The 17,035-nt window shown below is 67.1% G+C and carries 13 protein-coding genes and 1 tRNA gene; 3 read left to right on the top strand and 11 right to left on the bottom strand.

The window, feature by feature from the left end:
* Window positions 1-112 precede the first annotated feature (112 nt).
* The 10 genes from nusG to gabT form a co-directional block, all read right to left on the bottom strand.
* Window positions 113-1,228: a transcription termination/antitermination protein NusG gene (nusG, locus tag ACXZ1E_RS05860; RefSeq protein WP_458042465.1), complete on the bottom strand. Its 1,116-nt coding sequence runs from the start codon at window positions 1,226-1,228 to the stop codon at window positions 113-115.
* Window positions 1,229-1,292: 64 nt separating this feature from the next.
* Window positions 1,293-1,580 (bottom strand): preprotein translocase subunit SecE, encoded by a 288-nt coding sequence (gene secE, locus ACXZ1E_RS05865; protein ID WP_458352066.1) that lies wholly within the window; start codon window positions 1,578-1,580, stop codon window positions 1,293-1,295.
* Window positions 1,581-1,619: 39 nt separating this feature from the next.
* Window positions 1,620-1,692 (bottom strand) — tRNA-Trp (locus ACXZ1E_RS05870).
* Between the two features lie 175 nt (window positions 1,693-1,867).
* Window positions 1,868-2,305, bottom strand: coding sequence for a pyridoxamine 5'-phosphate oxidase family protein (locus ACXZ1E_RS05875; RefSeq protein WP_458042466.1), 438 nt, complete (start codon window positions 2,303-2,305; stop codon window positions 1,868-1,870).
* Between the two features lie 84 nt (window positions 2,306-2,389).
* A complete protein-coding gene (locus ACXZ1E_RS05880) occupies window positions 2,390-3,754 on the bottom strand; it encodes an NAD-dependent succinate-semialdehyde dehydrogenase (protein ID WP_458042467.1) in 1,365 nt (454 codons plus the stop codon).
* Between the two features lie 19 nt (window positions 3,755-3,773).
* Complete coding sequence (locus tag ACXZ1E_RS05885) at window positions 3,774-5,246, bottom strand: NAD-dependent succinate-semialdehyde dehydrogenase (protein WP_458042468.1); 1,473 nt, start codon at window positions 5,244-5,246, stop codon at window positions 3,774-3,776.
* The gene (locus ACXZ1E_RS05890) at window positions 5,243-6,811 is read right to left on the bottom strand and encodes an APC family permease (protein WP_458042469.1); all 1,569 of its coding nucleotides are present in this window, start codon (window positions 6,809-6,811) and stop codon (window positions 5,243-5,245) included. Before ACXZ1E_RS05890 ends, ACXZ1E_RS05885 begins: the two co-directional genes overlap by 4 nt.
* A complete protein-coding gene (locus ACXZ1E_RS05895) occupies window positions 6,808-7,716 on the bottom strand; it encodes a universal stress protein (RefSeq protein WP_458042470.1) in 909 nt (302 codons plus the stop codon). The genes ACXZ1E_RS05890 and ACXZ1E_RS05895 overlap by 4 nt, the downstream gene beginning before the upstream one ends.
* The gene (locus ACXZ1E_RS05900; protein WP_458042471.1) at window positions 7,713-9,071 is read right to left on the bottom strand and encodes a flavin monoamine oxidase family protein; all 1,359 of its coding nucleotides are present in this window, start codon (window positions 9,069-9,071) and stop codon (window positions 7,713-7,715) included. Before ACXZ1E_RS05900 ends, ACXZ1E_RS05895 begins: the two co-directional genes overlap by 4 nt.
* A gap of 13 nt (window positions 9,072-9,084) precedes the next feature.
* On the bottom strand, window positions 9,085-10,443 hold the full coding sequence (gene gabT / locus ACXZ1E_RS05905; RefSeq protein ID WP_458042472.1) for a 4-aminobutyrate--2-oxoglutarate transaminase: 1,359 nt from the start codon (window positions 10,441-10,443) through the stop codon (window positions 9,085-9,087).
* A gap of 93 nt (window positions 10,444-10,536) precedes the next feature.
* Here gabT and ACXZ1E_RS05910 point away from each other — a divergent pair, with 93 nt between their 5' ends.
* Window positions 10,537-12,138, top strand: coding sequence for a PucR family transcriptional regulator (locus ACXZ1E_RS05910; RefSeq protein ID WP_458042473.1), 1,602 nt, complete (start codon window positions 10,537-10,539; stop codon window positions 12,136-12,138).
* A 9-nt stretch (window positions 12,139-12,147) separates the two neighbouring features.
* Here the strand turns inward: ACXZ1E_RS05910 and ACXZ1E_RS05915 are convergent, their stop codons facing one another.
* Complete coding sequence (locus tag ACXZ1E_RS05915) at window positions 12,148-13,626, bottom strand: helix-turn-helix domain-containing protein (RefSeq protein WP_458042474.1); 1,479 nt, start codon at window positions 13,624-13,626, stop codon at window positions 12,148-12,150.
* A 131-nt stretch (window positions 13,627-13,757) separates the two neighbouring features.
* On the opposite strand from ACXZ1E_RS05915, the gene aceB reads away from it, so the two are divergent.
* Together aceB and ACXZ1E_RS05925 are read left to right on the top strand one after the other, a co-directional pair.
* On the top strand, window positions 13,758-15,401 hold the full coding sequence (aceB, locus tag ACXZ1E_RS05920; protein WP_458042475.1) for a malate synthase A: 1,644 nt from the start codon (window positions 13,758-13,760) through the stop codon (window positions 15,399-15,401).
* Between the two features lie 38 nt (window positions 15,402-15,439).
* Window positions 15,440-17,035 carry an isocitrate lyase gene (locus ACXZ1E_RS05925; RefSeq protein ID WP_458042476.1) on the top strand — a complete coding sequence of 532 codons (1,596 nt, stop codon included), beginning with the start codon at window positions 15,440-15,442 and terminating at the stop codon, window positions 17,033-17,035.

A 17,035-nucleotide genomic window follows, 5' to 3' on the forward strand; every position in this document is an offset into this window, starting at 1 on the left:
CTTGTTTTCCTCTCATCGAACGATTCGGACCCTTCGACAAGCTCAGGGGCCGAATCCTTCTCCCGCGTCCGGTCTTTCCGGGGCGGTGGTCTCTGTAATTACTGCGCTGTTCTTACTGCTTCGTGACCTGGTCGAACGACAGCTCGACCGGGGTTTCGCGCTCGAAGAGCGAGACGAGGACCGTGAGCTTGCCGCTCTCGGGCTTGATCTCGCTAATCGTGCCGGGCAGGCCCGCGAACGAGCCTTCCTTGATGGTGATCGTCTCGCCGACCTCGAAGTCGACCTCGGTGACGATGCTGCGTGCCTGAGTAGCCGAACCCTTGCCGCTGCCGGACTTGGTCGTGGCGACTTCCTTGATCTCGACGAGCGACTTCAACATGTTGAAGGCTTCTTCGAAACGCAGGGGCGTCGGGTTGTGGGCGTTGCCCACGAAGCCGGTCACGCCGGGCGTGTGGCGAACGACCGACCAGGTGTCTTCGTTCAGGTCCATGCGCACGAGCACGTAGCCCGGGATGCGCACGCGGGTGACCATCTTGCGCTGGCCGTTCTTGATCTCGACGACATCCTCCATCGGAACCTCGATCTGATAGATCTCGTCCTCGACCTCGAGCGACGACTTCCGCTGTTCGATGTTCGCCTTGACCTTGCGCTCGAAGCCGGCGTACGAGTGGATGACGTACCACTTGCCCGGCAGGTAGCGCAGTTCGGCGCGGAACGCCTCGTACGGGTCGACCTCGGCGTCATCGTCGGATTCTGCGTCGACAGTTTCGCCGTCGACGGATGCCTCCACCTCGTCGACGACCTCCGCAGCAGCATCGACCTCAGCCACGAAGTCTTCGTCCAGAACGGGCGCGTCGGGCTCACCGTTGATGTCGGGGCCGTCGTAAGGGGTGACCTCTTCGGCATCCTCGGCCGCGCGCTCGGTCTCTTCGTCCTCGAGCGAATCGGTCAGGACCTCGGCGGCCGCTTCGGCCTCGGCGGCCTCGTCGATGTGCAGGGCGTCGTTCACGATAGCGTCGGCCTCCGGGTCGTCGATCTCGATGTCGTCCAGTTCGGCGAAGTCTTCGTCTTCGTCTTCGTCACTCACGACGTGCAGCGCTGCGTGCTCTGCGGGCTCGACCGAGCGCTCCTCGGCGGCGAGCTGGTCGCCCTCCTGCGCCTCGTCGTCCTCGCTGGACTGCTCGGCGGCCGTCGCCCAGTCGGCGTCGTCGGTGAATCTTTCGGTCACTGGATCACTTCCGTTGATGACGGCCCGTTCAGGCCGCCGATGATTCTGTCGGGGTGCGTTTCGGCTATCCGCCGACGAGTTCGCCGGGCCTCCCGAAGACGACCGAAGCCATCCAGGAGAAGACGAAGTCGAGGCCGTAGACGATCGCCATCATCACGACGACGAATCCGAGCACCACCGCGGTGAACTTCAGCAGTTCCTGGCGCGTCGGCGTGACGACCTTACGGAGCTCGGCGAACACCTGTCGGATGAACAGGACGATGCGAGCGAAGAAGCCGGGCTTCTTTCCGCGATCCGTCTTGCCCGCCGCGACGATCTCGCCGTTCGGCTCGTCTTGGGCCACTGCACTCACCTGAATGTACCTTTCGTGTGTCAGCTCGGGGCTGACGCGCAGGGCGGACAGGAATCGAACCTGCAACCTGCGGTTTTGGAGACCGCTGCTCTGCCAATTGAGCTACCGCCCTAAGGACCGTTTCCGGCCCCGGGTCCGCAATCTTGCACCGTGCTCACGAAGAGGATTTCGCCCGACCGCGGGCACGGCAAAGAATGCAGATTTCGACTGCACCGCAAGTCTACGTCATGCCCGGGGAAGGTCGCGAATGCCCTCGGCCCGTAGAGGGCGTCCTCAGTAGTCGACTGTTAGTAGTCAGACGTGCCGTACCGATCGGGCTCCGGTCCGATCTCGAAGGCGCGACCGGTGAGCGAAGCAGGCGTGACGCGCACGTAGTTGTACTTGAGAGTCGGGATCCACGGGCGTAGCGGCAACTCGTCGGCCGCATGAACTTCGTCACTCGTGGTGAGCCGGTGGGCATGCCCTCGCACGACGACGCTCCACGCATCCGTCCCCGAGTGGTCGTCCACCTCGAACAACACCTCGTCATTCACGGTGAGTTCGAACAGCTTGCTGCCCTCGGCCGTGCGGAAGACAATCGTTTCGTCGTCGACGACGTAGTTGACGGGGAAGATATCGAGGACATGCCCCACGTGGGTGACGAGCCTGCCGAGCTGCTGCGTGCGCAGCCGGTCCCAGCATTCGTCCCCGCTCAAGCGGTTGACTGCTTCGTTCATCTCGTCCATGAGACAGACCTCCTCAGAACTATCGTCCCGCGGATGCCTCATGCCCGCTACGCCATACGACCGTGAATATGGCGTCCTCTCCGATCAGGCGATGCGAATGAGCTTCTTGTTGACGAACTCGTCGGCTCCGAGCAGCCCCATCTCGCGCCCCGTGCCCGACCGCTTAACCCCGCCGAACGGCAGTTCGGGCGAGTCCGCGAGCACAAGGTTGACGTAGACCATGCCGGCGTCGATCGCGTCGGCGACCCGCTCGGCCTGCGCCTCATCGGTCGTGAACACGTACGAGCCGAGCCCGAATCCGGTGTCGTTCGCCAGGGCTACGGCGGCGGCCTCATCCGCGACGCGGTAGACGACGCCGACGGGGCCGAAGAACTCTTCACCGTAGGCATCCATCTCGGGTGTGACGTCGGTCAGGACCGTGCCCGGGAAGAAGGCGCCATCGCGCACGCCGCCGGTGACGAGCGTCGCCCCCTGCTCGATAGCGCGTTGCACCTGCTGCTCGAGGCGCTCGGCGGCAAGCAGCGACGACAGGGGTCCGAGTACGGTGTCATCGCTCATGGGGTCGCCGACAGTGGCACCGGCCATAGCGGCCGAGAACTTCTCCACGAAAGCGTCGTACAGGTCATCGATCACGACGAACCGCTTCGCGCCGTTGCAGGACTGCCCCACGTTGTCGAGTCGCGCGTCGACGGCCGCCTGCACGGCCCCATCGAGGTCGTCCGTGGAGAGGAGGATGAATGGGTCCGACCCGCCGAGTTCGAGCACGACCTTCTTGAGGCTCCGTCCCGCGATCTCGGCGACCGCGGCGCCGGCACGCTCGGACCCGGTCACCGACACACCCTGCACACGCGGGTCTTCGATAATCGTGGCGGCCTGATCGTTGGTGGCGTACAGGTTGACGTAGACGCCCTCGGGGAAGCCCGCGTCGAGATACATCTTCTCGATCGCCGCCGCCGACTCGGGGCACTGCGGGGCGTGCTTCAGCAGGATCGTGTTGCCGATCGCGACGTTCGGGGCCGCGAAACGTGCGACCTGGTAGTACGGAAAGTTCCACGGCATGATGCCGAGCAGCGGGCCGAGCGGCGACCGCCGGACGACCGCCGTCCCCTCGCCGAGGATGTCGATCGGCTGGTCGGCGGTGATCTTCGCGGCGTTGTCGGCGTAGAACTGCGTGATGTCCGCGGCGAAGTCCACTTCGCCCAGGGCCGCCGCGAGGGGCTTGCCCATCTCGCGCACGATGATCTCGGCGAGCTCTTCCCGACGCTCGCGGTGCAGGTCGGCCACGCGGTTCAAGCGCTCGGCACGCTCGGCAACGGATGCGTCGCGAGCCCAGTCGCGATAGGCGGACGCGGCGGCGGCGACTGACGCGTCGACCCGCGCATCGGTGAACGTGTCGTAGGTGGCGAGCGTCTCACCCGTGGCGGGGTTGACGACGGCGTAGTCGGTCATGTGTGTCTCCGTTCGCCCGTCAGTCGACGGGGATCAGCGTGTACTTGGTCGAAAGGTATTCGTGGATGCCCTCGAGGCCGCCCTCGCGGCCGATGCCGGACTGCTTCACTCCGCCGAACGGTGCGGCGGCGTTCGAGACGACGCCGACGTTCAGCCCCATCATCCCCGTTTCGAGCCGGTCGATCATGCGGTGTCCGCGCGCGAGGTCCGTTGTGTAGACGTAGGACACCAGACCGTACTCGGTGTCGTTCGCGAGGCGTACGGCCTCATCTTCGTCGCCGAATCGTGCGATCGCGAGCACCGGCCCGAAGATCTCTTCGCGCAGGATGTCGCTGCCGGCGACGACGTCGGCGATCACGGTCGGTTCGAAGAACGTGCCCTGGCCCTCGATCGCCGCGCCACCGGTCACGAGGCGCGCCCCGCGCTGCACGGCATCCGAGACGAGGGCGGATGCCTTGGCCACCGCGGCTTCGTCGATGAGCGGCCCGATCTGCACACCGTCTTCCGTGCCGCGGCCGATCCGCATCGCGGCAACCCGGTCGCCGACGCGCTTCGCGAACTCGTCCGCCACGGATTCGTGAACGATGAACCTGTTCGCCGCGGTGCAGGCCTGCCCGATGTTGCGGAACTTGGCCTGCAGCGCCCCCTCGACGGCCTTGTCGAGATCCGCGTCCTCGAAGACGACGAACGGCGCGTTGCCCCCGAGTTCCATAGACACGCGCAGCACGCCCTCGGCGGCTTGGGCGATGAGCTTCTGCCCCACCCCTGTGGACCCCGTGAACGAGAGCTTCCGCAGCCGCGGGTCGGCGATGATCGGCGCCGAAAGGGCCGACGACGACGACGAGTTGACGACGTTGACGACGCCCGCGGGCAGTCCCGCTTCTTCGAGGATCGTCGTGAAGAGCATCGTGGTCAGCGGGGTGAGTGCCGGCGGCTTGATAACCACGGTGCAGCCCGCGGCGAGCGCCGGGGCGATCTTGCGGGTCGCCATCGCGAGCGGGAAGTTCCACGGCGTGATGAAGAACGACGGACCGACGGGGCGCTGTGACACGACCATCCGGCCGGTTCCCTCGGGGTTCAAGCCGTAGCGACCCGTGATGCGCACGGCCTCCTCCGAGAACCAGCGCAAGAACTCGCTGCCGTACGCCACCTCACCGCGCGACTCGGCCATGGGCTTGCCCATCTCGAGAGTCATGATGAGTGCCAGATCCTCCTTGCGCTCCTGAACGAGATCGAAAGCACGGCGCAGGATGTCGCTCCGCGTGCGAGGCGGCGTCGCGGCCCAGGCATCCCGCGCAGCCACCGCCGCGTCGAGGGCACGGATGCCGTCCTCGGGCGTGGCATCGGCGATCGTCTTGATCACCGCGCCTGTCGCGGGGTCGATCACATCCAAAGTTTTGCCGCTCGGGGAATCTTCCCAGGCCCCACCGATGAACAGACCCGTCGGTATGGAGGCGAGCAGCGCTGCTTCGGTCTCGGGGGTGGAACTCATCGGATGGACTCCTTTCGTGCGCGTCGTGTGCTCGGCGGTGCGTCGAGGGACAGGGTCTCGCCACGAAAGAATGCCGGGCTGCGGAAGCGCATGATGACCATGATCACGATGCCGAGGCCGATGATCACGACCCCGAGCACGAACACGCTACCCAGGCCGAACCATTCCGTGCCGCTGCCGTAGGCGGGGTCCATGCTCTCGACGAGCGTGATGACGAACAGCGCGGCCAGAATGAGGCCACCGATGAGCGGGAACAGCAACGTGAAGAACACGTTGCGGGCCGAGTCGAACCACTGCTTGCGGAAGTACCAGACGCACGCGAACGCCGTGATGCCGTAATAGAAGCAGATCATCAGGCCGAGCGTGGTGATCGTGTCCCACAGCACGTTCTCGTTGACGAAGCGCATGACCGCGTAGAAGGCCGACGCGATCACGGCGGACACGATCGTGGCGTACCCCGGGGTGAAGAAGCGGGGGCTGACCGCGGCGAACTTCTTCGGCAGCGCGCCATAGTGGCCCATGGCGAGCAGCGTCCGTGCGGGCGACACGAAGGTCGACTGCAGGGACGACACCGAGCTGGTCAGCACCGCGAGCGACACGAGGAACGCGAGGGGTCCGAGGATCGGGCCGCTCAGGAAGAAGAACACGTTCGCCTGGATGTCCTCGTTGCCGAGTCCCAGTTCACCCGTGCCGATCCCCGCGAACGCGAGCAGCGAGATCGCGATGAGCAGGTAGAGCACGACGATCGTGATGACCGTGAGGGTCGCAGCGCGCCCCGGCGTCTTCTCGGGGTCCTTCGTCTCTTCGTTCATCGTGAGGGTGACGTCCCACCCCCAGAAGATGAAGATCGACAGCGACAGTCCCGCAACGACGGCCGTGAACGAGCCGACGGCGAACGGGTTGAACCACGACAGTTCGGGCATAGACGCGTCGAAGGCGTTGCCCTGTGCGACGCGCACGAAAGCGGCGATCGCGAAGACGACGAGTACGAGCACCTGGAACCCCACCAGGAAGTACTGCAGCTTCTGAGTGGTCTGCATGTCGCGGTACGAGATCATCGTGGCGCCCAGCATGAATGCCAGACACACCGCGACGTTGATGAACGGGTTGAACGCCAGGCCGGCGATCGCGCCGTTCGTCTGGGCGATCTGATCGATCAGGAGAAAGAAGAACTCCACGGCTATACCCGCGAGATTCGACAGCACCAGGATCGTGGCGGCGATCAGGCCCCAGCCGGCCATCCAGCCGACCCACGGGCCGAACGCACGGGCGGCCCACGTGAACGATGTGCCGGAGTCCGGCATCCGGCGGTTGAGCTCGCGGTAACCGAACGCGACGAGCAGCATCGGGATGAATCCGATGAGGATGATCGCGGGTACCTGGAACCCGACCTCCGACACGGTGGGGCCGAGGGCCGCCGTCAGAGTGTAGGCCGGGGCAATGCACGAGATGCCGATGACGACCGCGCCGATCAGGCCGACCGTCCCGGCGCTCAGGCCCTTCTTCGACAACCCGCCGGTCACGGGCTCCCCCGTTTCGGCGACGTTCTGGTCGGTGGTGCTCATGCGCGTTCTCCTTCCACAGCGTTCGGGCGGGGCGAGTCGTCAGCGTGCGTTCGGGGCACGACGATCATGGGCACGGGAAGCGTCCGGAGCATTTTGGCGGCGGTCGAGCCGAGGAACAGGCGCCGCGGCTGCGCGAGGCGGCTGGATCCGACCATCACGACCTCGCCGTCCCGCCAGTCGAGGCTCTCGACGGCGTCTTCGATGCTCGGGCCCTGAGCGGCCGATGCCTCGGCGACGATGCCGGTGGGCAGGGTTTCGCGAGCCTGTGAGAGCACCATGTCGGCGTGGGTCGAACCCGCCAGACGGATGACGCCCGTGTCGACTCCCGAGGGCAGGTCGATCGTGACGAGTGAGATCAGTCGCAGCGTGGAATCGGTCGCCGAGGCCAGCGCGACCGCGTCCTCGATCAGGGCGTCCGCACCGGGCCGCGTACCCACGGCGGCCGTGATGCGCGTCAGCGGCGCCGTTACCGTGCGCGCACCCGCCGGCGCCAGCACAACGGGCACGGTCGAGGAGTGCAGCAGCTCGTTCGCGACGGCACCGAGCGAGTATCGGCCGAGAATGCCGCCGGGCGCGGCTCCCACGACGATGTACGAGGCGTCGACCTCGGTCGCGACCTCGAGCAGTCCCGCCGCGAACGAGTCCGCGTAGCGGACGTGCGTGCCGTGGCCGAGGTCATCGGGCACGGCAGCGGTCGCGGTGGCGAGCCATCCGTTCGCCTGCTCACGGACGTACGCGTCGTAGCTGGCATCGGGCGGGACCACGGCGCCTCGGCCCTCGTCGAGCAGCACCGTGACCAGCTCCACTCGGCCCGAGGCGGCGGCGGCAAGCCGCGCGGCGAGCGCGACCGCGTCGGCGCCGGAATCGGTCGCGGTGTAGCCGACGACGAAAACGGGTGCGCTCATGCGCGGGCCTCCTGAATGATGTGTGCCGCGGCTTCGCGACCCATGCGAATCGCACCGTCGACGTGCTGGTAACCGGCGCCGGCCAGATCGCTGCAGGCGAAGTGGATGGGACCGACGGGGGTGCGCAGGTCTGCCCCGTAGCGGGCGAGGCCGCCGAGGTCGAAGCTCGCGGCGTAGGCGCCGCGCGTCCACTCCTCCGAACCCCAGTCGCTCTCGTAGTAGACGACGGGGTCTTTCGCCTCGGGACCGTAGTAGTGCGACAACGACTCGAGGATGCGCTCCTTGCGCTCTTCGGCGCTCAGCCGGAAGAGGTCATCGGCGGTCTGATCCGAGACGAACCCGACGAGCGTTCCGCGGGAATCCCCGTGGTTGGTGTTGTCGTACGCCTCGTGCGACAACTCGTACGGGCTGAATGCGGTGCCCGAGAGCCCCTTGGCGCGCCAGAACGGCGTCTCGTAGACCGCGTGCACCTTGATCACGAAGCCCATCGAGAGGTGCTGGTGCATCTGGTGCTGCAACCGCGGCAGCGGCGGCACGTACGAGATGCGCGAGTAGAGGTTCGGGGCCAGGGCGAGAATGGCGAACCGCGCCCGGACGGTCGTGGTGTCGGTGATGGCGGTGACACCCGAGTCGCCCCATTCGAGTGTGCGCACCGCCTCGTTCAGCAGCACATCGTCGCCGAGGCGCTCGGCCAGGAGGATCGGAACCTGCTGGAGTCCGCCGACGACGCGCTTGTCGAGAATGAAGTCGGCGTCGACCAAGTGGGAGTACGACCCCGCCGAGGCCGCCATCAGGAGCGACTGCAGCAGCGAGAAGGTGTGCGTCGGCTTGGTGAGCATCGCCGAGCCCGTCGCGAACGCGAGGTTCCGGACGGCTTCGTCGTCGTCGGTCTGCGCCCGCAGCCACGCGTCCCACGAGATGTGGTCCCACTCGGCGGCCTTCGGGTGAGCCCAGGGCCGGTCGGGATCGATCTCGGCGACCATCGCGTCGAGCCGCTCGGTGATCTCGGCGATCACGCGCTCGGTCTCCGCCGAGACGGGGAACATCTCACCGGTGAAGCGGTGCGCCTCGCCATCCGGTCCGACGTAGACACTGTCGCCTTCGCGATAACGCGAGTACGTCTCGAGTCCGAGCTCTGCGACCGTATCGATCAGCGCGTCCTGATCGGGTGAGACCCATTGCCCGCCGATCTCGAGCATGGCGCCCTCGATCTCGTCGGTCCAGAGGCGCCCGCCGACTCGCTCGCGCGCTTCGAGTACGGCAACCGACAGCCCGGCGTTGCGGAGTGCGTTGGCCGCGGTCAGACCTGCGGCCCCCGCCCCGATAACGACGACGTCACGGGTGATCTCGCTCATGTGGGGTTCTCCTTCAGTCGCGAGCGAGGGCGCCGGCGACGACGTCGAGGCCCTCGTTCAGCAGGTGGTTCGGGATGGTCAGGGGTGGCAGGAACCGGATGATGTTGCCGTACGTTCCACACGTCAACACGATCACGCCGTCCGCGATGCAGTCCTTCGCGATCCGCGCCGTGAGCGCGCCGTCCGGCTCGCCCGTCTCGGGGTCGACGAACTCGGCCGCGATCATGGCACCGAAGCCGCGCACATCGCCGATGCGGGCATCCGTGGCGGCCAGGGCGCTCAGTCGAGAGGTCAGGATGTCGCCGATCTCGGTTGCCCGTTCGAGTAGGCCGTCCTCGACGTACGACTCGATCGCGGCGAGCGCCGCGACGCAGGCGAGCGGGTTGCCGCCGTATGTTCCACCGAGGCCCCCCGTGTGCGTGGCGTCCATGATCTCGGCACGGCCGGTCACCCCCGACAGGGGCAGGCCGTCGGCGATGCCCTTCGCCGTCACGACGAGATCGGGCACGATGTCGAAGTGCTCGCTGGCGAACCAGCGGCCGGTGCGCGCGAAGCCGGTCTGCACCTCGTCGGCGATGAAGACGACACCGTTCTCGCGGCACCAGGCCGCGATCGCGTTCAAGAATCCATCGGCGGGCACGATGAAGCCACCCTCGCCCTGGATGGGTTCGATGATCACGGCCGCGACGTTGTCGGCGCCGACCTGCTTCTCGATGTGCAAGATCGCCTTCTGGGCGGCCTCGGGCCCGGTGAGTCCGTCGTGGAACGGGTAGGACATGGGCGCACGGTAGATCTCGCCGGCGAACGGTCCGAAACCGTGCTTGTACGGCATGTTCTTGGCGGTGAGGGCCATCGTCAGGTTCGTGCGCCCGTGGTAGGCGTGGTCGAATGCGACGACCGCGTGGCGTTTGGTGTATTTTCGGGCGATCTTGACCGCGTTCTCAACCGCCTCGGCCCCCGAGTTGAACAGCGCGGTCCGCTTCTCGTGCTCGCCGGGCGTGAGTTCGTTGAGCGCCTCAGCGACCGCGACGTAGGACTCGTAGGGCGCGATCATGAAGCACGTGTGCGTGAAGCGGCCCAGCTGCTCCGTGACGGCTGCCACGACACGCGGGTTGGAGTTTCCGGCCGTCGTGACCGCGATCCCCGACCCCAGATCGATGAGTGAGTTGCCATCTGCGTCGACGACCACACCTCCGCCTGCCGCGACGGCCGCGATCGGGACCGTATGCCCGACGCCTGAGGCGACGGCGGCGGCCTTGCGGTCCAGGATCTCGCGGGACCGGGGCCCTGGCAGGTCGGTGACGAGGCGGCGCTCCTGTGGGAGCGAGGGTCCGCCGAGGGGCAGCGCGGTGAAGCTCTCGATGACGCTCATGAGGGGGAGCGTACGGCCGGATGACTCCACCGCGCACTCACCGCTGTGTACAACTTTTCTCTGCACACTGTGCAGCTCGTATAACCTCGAGACGTGGCATCCCCCGCTTCCCCGGCCCCGCCGGCCCCGACGCTCCGCGCTCTGCTCGCGCGCACCGACCTCGCGTTGCGCCTCGCGGATGCGGGCGCGGCGTCGGACGACCAGGAGGCTCACGACGCTCTTGATGACGCACTCGACCGTCCGATCCGCTGGATTCACAGTTCGGACCTCGCCGATCCCACACCCTTCCTCTCCGAAGGGCTCGCACTGCTCACGACCGGAACGCAATTCCTCGACACCAACGACGACCTCGACGATACGGACGCCGCCGACAGCGCCGCGGTGTACAACGAGTACGTCGCGCGCCTGTCCGCACGGGGTGTCATCGCGCTCGGCTTCGGCACGGAGGTCGTCCGCGAGGGCATTCCCCAGGGGCTCGAAGCCGCGTGCCGCGCGTACCGGATGCCCCTGTTCGAGGTTCCCTATCGCACCCCCTTTATCGCGGTGGCCCGGGCGAACGCCGAGGCCGTCGCTGCGCAGACCTACGCCCGACGCAGCTGGTCCCTGGCCGCGCAACGGGCGATCGCGCTCGCGGCGCTCCGCCCGGACGGGCTCGGGGCGACACTCGCCGAGCTGTCACGACAGCTGGACACCTGGGTCGGACTGTTCGACGCGACGGGCACATTGACGCGCCAGCATCCGTCGTCGGGCCTCGACACCGAGGTCTTCGCGGGTTTGCACGACGAGGCGCGGCGGGTCCTGCGACGCGGGGCCCGCGCGGGCTCGACTCTGCGCGTGGGCGATACCCCGTTCACCATTCAGACGCTCGGCCGCGGCGGGCGCCTGCGCGGAGCCATCGCGATCGCGGCGGGCGACCTCGACCAGGAGAGCCGGAGCGTCGTGACCGCGGTCATCGCGATGGCAGGGCTTGCGCTCGAGCAGAGTGAGGGCGCGGCACGGGCGCGCGGGCAGCTCCGCACCGGCGTTCTGCAACTGCTGCTGTCCGGCCAGGCGCATATCGCTGCGCGGATCGCCCGCGAAACGTGGGGCGGATTGCCCGAGGCGCCCGTGGTCGTGGCGGTCACGGATGCCTCGGCCGCACGGCGCGAGACCGTGACCGATCGGCTCGAGCTGCTCGCAGAAGAACACCGGGGCCGCCTCTTCTTCGGGCGTGAGGTATCCGGGGTCGTGATCGTCCTCGGCCCCGGCGACTCGGGGCTGCTCGCAGAGGTTGCCGAGGACCTCGGTCTGCGAATCGGGCTGTCCGACCCGACCGCGTACGACGGATTCGCCGACGCGGCAGCCCGGGCTCGCACGGCACGGGACCGCGCGACAGGCGCCGGGATCACGCCGTTCGCCGATCCCGCCGCTGGTGGCGTGCTCGCGCTGCTCGGTGGTCCGGACGCACGCGCCGCCGGGCGCGCGCAGCTGGAGCCCCTGCTCCGACACGACACCGACCGGGGCACCGCGCTCGTCGACACGGTGCGGTCGTGGCTTGAGCACGACGGCTCGAACGAGGCCACGGCCCGGGCCCTGGGCATCCATCGCCACACCGTCCGCGCGCGGGTCATGACGGCGGGCCGACTGCTCGATCGCGACCTGACGTCCTTCGCGGCCCGCGCCGAGCTGTGGGCGGCGCTGCGCACACTGGGGTGACGTGACCGCTCAGCGCGGGGCGTGCGCGTCGAGGAACTCGTACACGTCGGTCGTGTCGACCCCGGGGAACGACCCCGTCGGCAGCGTCGCGAGCAGGGTGCGAGGCGTCCGCACGTTCGGCCAGGCCTGGTCGCGCCAGGTGTCCTCGAGGTCGGCGGGCGCACGACGGCAGCACACCTCGACCGAGTGCTTCGAGACCCCGCGGTTGGGGGTGTCGCGCCCGATGAACCACTTCGTGTCGTCGAAGCGCACCCCCACGCTCACCGAGTGCGCTCCCTCGCTGGATGCCTCGACGCGAGCCGTGCACCAGTAGGTCCCGTTGCCTGTGTCGGTGTACTGGTAATACGGGTTGAAGCGGTCATCGACGTCGAAGACCACACGACTCGTCCACCGGCGGCAGCACATCTGCCCCTCGATCGAGCCCAGACGATCCGTCGGGAAGTTCACATCGTCGTTCTCGTACGCCTTCGTGATCGTGCCCGACTCGTGCACCTTCAAGAAGTGCACCGGAATGTCGAGGTGCCGGGTCGTCAGGTTCGTGAACCGGTGCGCCGCCGTCTCGTACGAAACCGAGTAGGCATCGCGCAGGTCCTCGATCGAGATGGCGCGCCGCGCCTTCGCCTCCCGCAGGAATGGCACGGCGTGCGCCTCGGGGATCAGCAGGGCACCCGTGAGGTAGTTCGTCTCGACGCGCTGACGCAGGAACTCCGCGTAGCTCGTCGGCTCGGCGTGGCCCAGAATTCGGCTCGACAGTGCCTGCAGGACGGCAGTTCTCGGGTCTCCCTTCGCCGAGATCCGACTCGAGAGGTACAGGCGCCCGTTCTTGAGGTCGGCGACACTCCGGGTCGTCTGCGGCAGGTCGGGTACGTAGTGGATCGTGAAACCGAGATGCGCCGCGATATCCGATGCCGAGCGCTGGGTGAGAGGTCCACCCGGATGCCGGACAGCCTCGAGGATGCGGACGGCGTGCTCTTCGAGTTCGGGAAAGTGGTTGTGCTGGCGCCGCATCAGGTGGCGCAGCTCGACGTTGGCTCGCCGGGCCTCTTCGGGCGTCGCGGCACGTTCGTCGCGGAGTCTTTCGATCTCGCCCTGCAGCGCGAGCATGGTGCGAAGCGCCTCGGTCGGCACCGTCTTGCCGATCCGGAACGGCTCGATGCCGAGCGCGCGGAACGTCTGTCCCGCCATCGCTCGCTCGAGCGAGATCTCGAGCACTGAGCGCTCGTCCAACGGTTCGGACTCGAGCAGGGCGTCGAGGCTCGTGCCGAGTGCGCGGGCGATCGAGCGCAGCAGGCTGAGCTTCGCCTCGCGCTTGCCGGTCTCGATCATCGACAGCTGGCTCGAAACCCGATCGACGGCCACGGCGAGCTCGTCGAGCGTCATTCCGCGGGCGGTGCGCAATTGACGGATGCGTCGGCCGATCGTGAGGGGATCCACCTCTTCATCGTCGTCGGACTCGAGACCGACAACCGGGCGTGTGAGGCTGCTCATACTCGGATTCTGTCACGAAAAGAGAATTTGCATGAAACTTCACACGCCGATCGGCAACGGTGCAGTTGCTTCTTCACCCACAGTGGAGGAAAGCCCACCGAGGCACACCGATCACCCGAAGGACAGGGACCATGACCATCACGGACACCCACACACCACCCCTCACGCACACCGCACCCTCGATCGAGGTCCTCGGCGCAGTCGGTCACCGGTATGACGAGATCCTCACTGCCGAGGCGCTCGCCTTCCTCACCGAGCTGCACCACCGCTTCTCGTCCCGTCGGTACGACCGCCTGGCCGACCGGATGCGCCGCCGCTTCGAGATCGGTAACGGGCACGACCCCCGCTTCCGTGACGACACCGCGCACATCCGCGCCGACGATACCTGGCGTGTCGCGGGCGCCGGCCCCGGCCTCGAGGACCGCCGCGTCGAGATCACCGGCCCTACCGACCCGAAGATGACGATCAACGCGCTCAATTCTGGCGCGCGGGTGTGGCTGGCCGATCAAGAAGACGCCACATCCCCCACGTGGAAGAACGTGATCGAGGGCCAGCTGTCGCTGCGTGACGCGATCCGGGGTGAGCTGTCGTTCACGTCCCCGGAGGGCAAGACCTACGAGGTCACCGCCGAGCGCACGCCCACCATCGTGATGCGCCCCCGAGGCTGGCACCTGGGAGAGAACCACCTGCGGTACACGGATCGCGCGGGACGCCAGCTCGCGGCATCCGGCTCGCTCGTGGACTACGGCCTCTACTTCTTCCACAACGCCCAGGCGCTGATCGATTCCGGACGCGGGCCCTACTTCTACATCGCGAAAATCGAATCCAGCGAAGAGGCGCGCCTCTGGGACGACGTGTTCTCGTTCAGCGAGGACTACCTCGGCATCCCCCACGGCACGATCCGCGCGACGGTGCTGATCGAGACGCTGCCCGCCGCGTTCGAGATGGACGAGATCCTCTACGAACTGCGCGACCACATCGCGGGCCTGAACGCGGGCCGGTGGGACTACATCTTCTCGATCATCAAGAACTACCGCGGCCGTGGGGCACGGTTTGTCCTCCCCGACCGCAGCGAGGTGACGATGACGGTGCCGTTCATGCGGGCCTACACCGAACTGCTGGTGCAGACCTGCCACAAGCGGGGAGCCTTCGCGATCGGCGGCATGAGCGCGTTCATCCCGAACCGTCGCGACCCCGAGGTCACGCAGCGCGCGTTCGAGAAGGTGGCCGCCGACAAGAAGCGCGAGGCCGGCGACGGGTTCGATGGCACGTGGGTGGCGCACCCCGACCTGATCCCGACCGCGATGGCCGAGTTCGACGCGGTGCTCGGCGACCGACCGAACCAGCTCGACCGCCAGCGCGACGACGTCCACGTGAAGGCAGCCGATCTGCTCGACGTGCATATCGGCAGCCCCGTGACCGCTGCCGGCGTGCACGCGAACGTGTCTGTCGCGATCCGCTACATCGAAGCGTGGCTGCGGGGCTTGGGAGCTGTGGCGCTCGACAACCTCATGGAGGATGCCGCAACCGCCGAGATCTCGCGCAGCCAGGTGTGGCAGTGGATCCACCAAGACCGCTCCACCGCGGAGGGCGACCCAATCACCCGCGAGTACATCGAGGGTCTGATCGACGAGGTCCTGAGCGAGGTCGACCGGAGCGCGGCCGACCGCTTCGACGACGCCGCGCAGATCTTCCGCGAGGTGGCGCTCGGAACCGACTTCCCGGCCTTCCTCACGCTCCCCGCCTACGCGAAGTACCTGGTCGAGCTCGCCTAATCGCGCGGCCGACCTCAACCACCACCAAAGGGACTGACATGACCACCTATGCAGACGACATCGAAGCCGTCGACGCCCTCAAGAAGCAGAACGGCCCGAGCTGGGATGCCATCCACCCCGAGTACGTTGCGCGCATGCGCGCACAGAACCGTTTCAAGACGGGCCTCGAGATCGCCCAGTACACGGCCGACATCATGCGGCGCGACATGGCCGAGTACGACGGCGACTCCTCGCTGTACACCCAGTCCCTGGGTGTCTGGCACGGCTTCATCGGGCAGCAGAAGCTGATCTCGATCAAGAAGCACTTCAAGACGACGAACAAGCGCTACCTCTACCTGTCGGGGTGGATGGTCGCCGCGATGCGCTCGGAGTTCGGGCCCCTGCCCGACCAGTCCATGCACGAGAAGACCTCGGTTCCGGCGCTCATCCAAGAGCTGTACACGTTCCTTCGACAGGCCGATGCGCGCGAGCTCGATCTTCTCTTCACGAAGCTCGACGCCGCCCGCGCCGCGGGAGACGAGACGGCCGAGGAATTCATCCAGTCCCAGATCGACACCTACGAAACGCACGTGGTGCCGATCATCGCCGACATCGACGCGGGGTTCGGCAATCCCGAGGCCACGTACCTGCTGGCGAAGAAGATGATCGAGGCCGGCGCGTGCGCGATCCAGATCGAGAACCAGGTGTCGGATGAGAAGCAGTGCGGGCACCAGGACGGCAAGGTCACGGTTCCGCACGACGACTTCATCGCCAAGCTCAATGCCGTCCGGTACGCGTTCCTCGAACTCGGGATCGACAACGGCATCATCGTCGCACGCACCGACTCGCTCGGCGCCGGCCTGACCCAAAAGCTCGCCGTCTCGCAGTCAGCCGGCGATCTCGGCGACCAGTACAACGCCTTCCTGGATGTCGAAGAGATCCCCGCGGCCGACCTCGCCGACGGCGACGTCATCATCCGGCGCGATGGCAAGCTGCTGCGCCCCCGCCGGCTCGCGAGCAACCTGTACCAGTTCCGCCCCGGCACGGGCGAGGCTCGCTGCGTGCTCGACTGCATCACCTCGTTGCAGAACGGCGCCGATCTGCTCTGGATCGAGACCGAGAAGCCCCACATCGCGCAGATAGCCGGCATGGTGGATGCGATCCGCGAGGTCATCCCGAACGCGAAGCTGGTCTACAACAACAGCCCGTCGTTCAACTGGACGCTCAACTTCCGTCAGCAGGCATACGACGAGTTGGCCGCGCAGGGTGCCGACGTGTCGTCCTACGACCGCGCCGACCTGATGAGCGTCTCGTACGACGGCTCGGAGCTCGCGCGCCTCGCCGACGACAAGATCCGCACCTTCCAGAAGGATGGCTCGGCCCGCGCGGGAATCTTCCACCACCTCATCACCCTGCCGACGTACCACACGGCCGCGCTCTCGACGGATGACTTGGCCAAGGGCTACTTCGGCGACGAGGGCATGCTCGCTTACGTCACGGGCGTGCAGCGCCGCGAAATCCGCGAGGGCATCGCGACGGTGAAGCACCAGAACATGGCCGGCAGCGACATCGGTGACAACCACAAGGAGTACTTCGCGGGCGACGCCGCCCTCAAGGCGGGCGGCAAGGACAACACGATGAGCCAGTTCGGCTGA

Source organism: Pacificispira sp. HM-600, from assembly GCF_977993705.1.

Coding starts and splice junctions, on each gene's coding strand:
- ACXZ1E_RS05875 (WP_458042466.1), bottom strand. CDS start 2,305: ATGGACGAGATGAACGAAGCAGTCAACCGCTTGAGCGGGGACGAATGC.
- ACXZ1E_RS05880 (WP_458042467.1), bottom strand. CDS start 3,754: ATGACCGACTACGCCGTCGTCAACCCCGCCACGGGTGAGACGCTCGCC.
- ACXZ1E_RS05885 (WP_458042468.1), bottom strand. CDS start 5,246: ATGAGTTCCACCCCCGAGACCGAAGCAGCGCTGCTCGCCTCCATACCG.
- ACXZ1E_RS05890 (WP_458042469.1), bottom strand. CDS start 6,811: ATGAGCACCACCGACCAGAACGTCGCCGAAACGGGGGAGCCCGTGACC.
- ACXZ1E_RS05895 (WP_458042470.1), bottom strand. CDS start 7,716: ATGAGCGCACCCGTTTTCGTCGTCGGCTACACCGCGACCGATTCCGGC.
- ACXZ1E_RS05900 (WP_458042471.1), bottom strand. CDS start 9,071: ATGAGCGAGATCACCCGTGACGTCGTCGTTATCGGGGCGGGGGCCGCA.
- gabT (WP_458042472.1), bottom strand. CDS start 10,443: ATGAGCGTCATCGAGAGCTTCACCGCGCTGCCCCTCGGCGGACCCTCG.
- ACXZ1E_RS05915 (WP_458042474.1), bottom strand. CDS start 13,626: ATGAGCAGCCTCACACGCCCGGTTGTCGGTCTCGAGTCCGACGACGAT.
- aceB (WP_458042475.1), top strand. CDS start 13,758: ATGACCATCACGGACACCCACACACCACCCCTCACGCACACCGCACCC.
- ACXZ1E_RS05925 (WP_458042476.1), top strand. CDS start 15,440: ATGACCACCTATGCAGACGACATCGAAGCCGTCGACGCCCTCAAGAAG.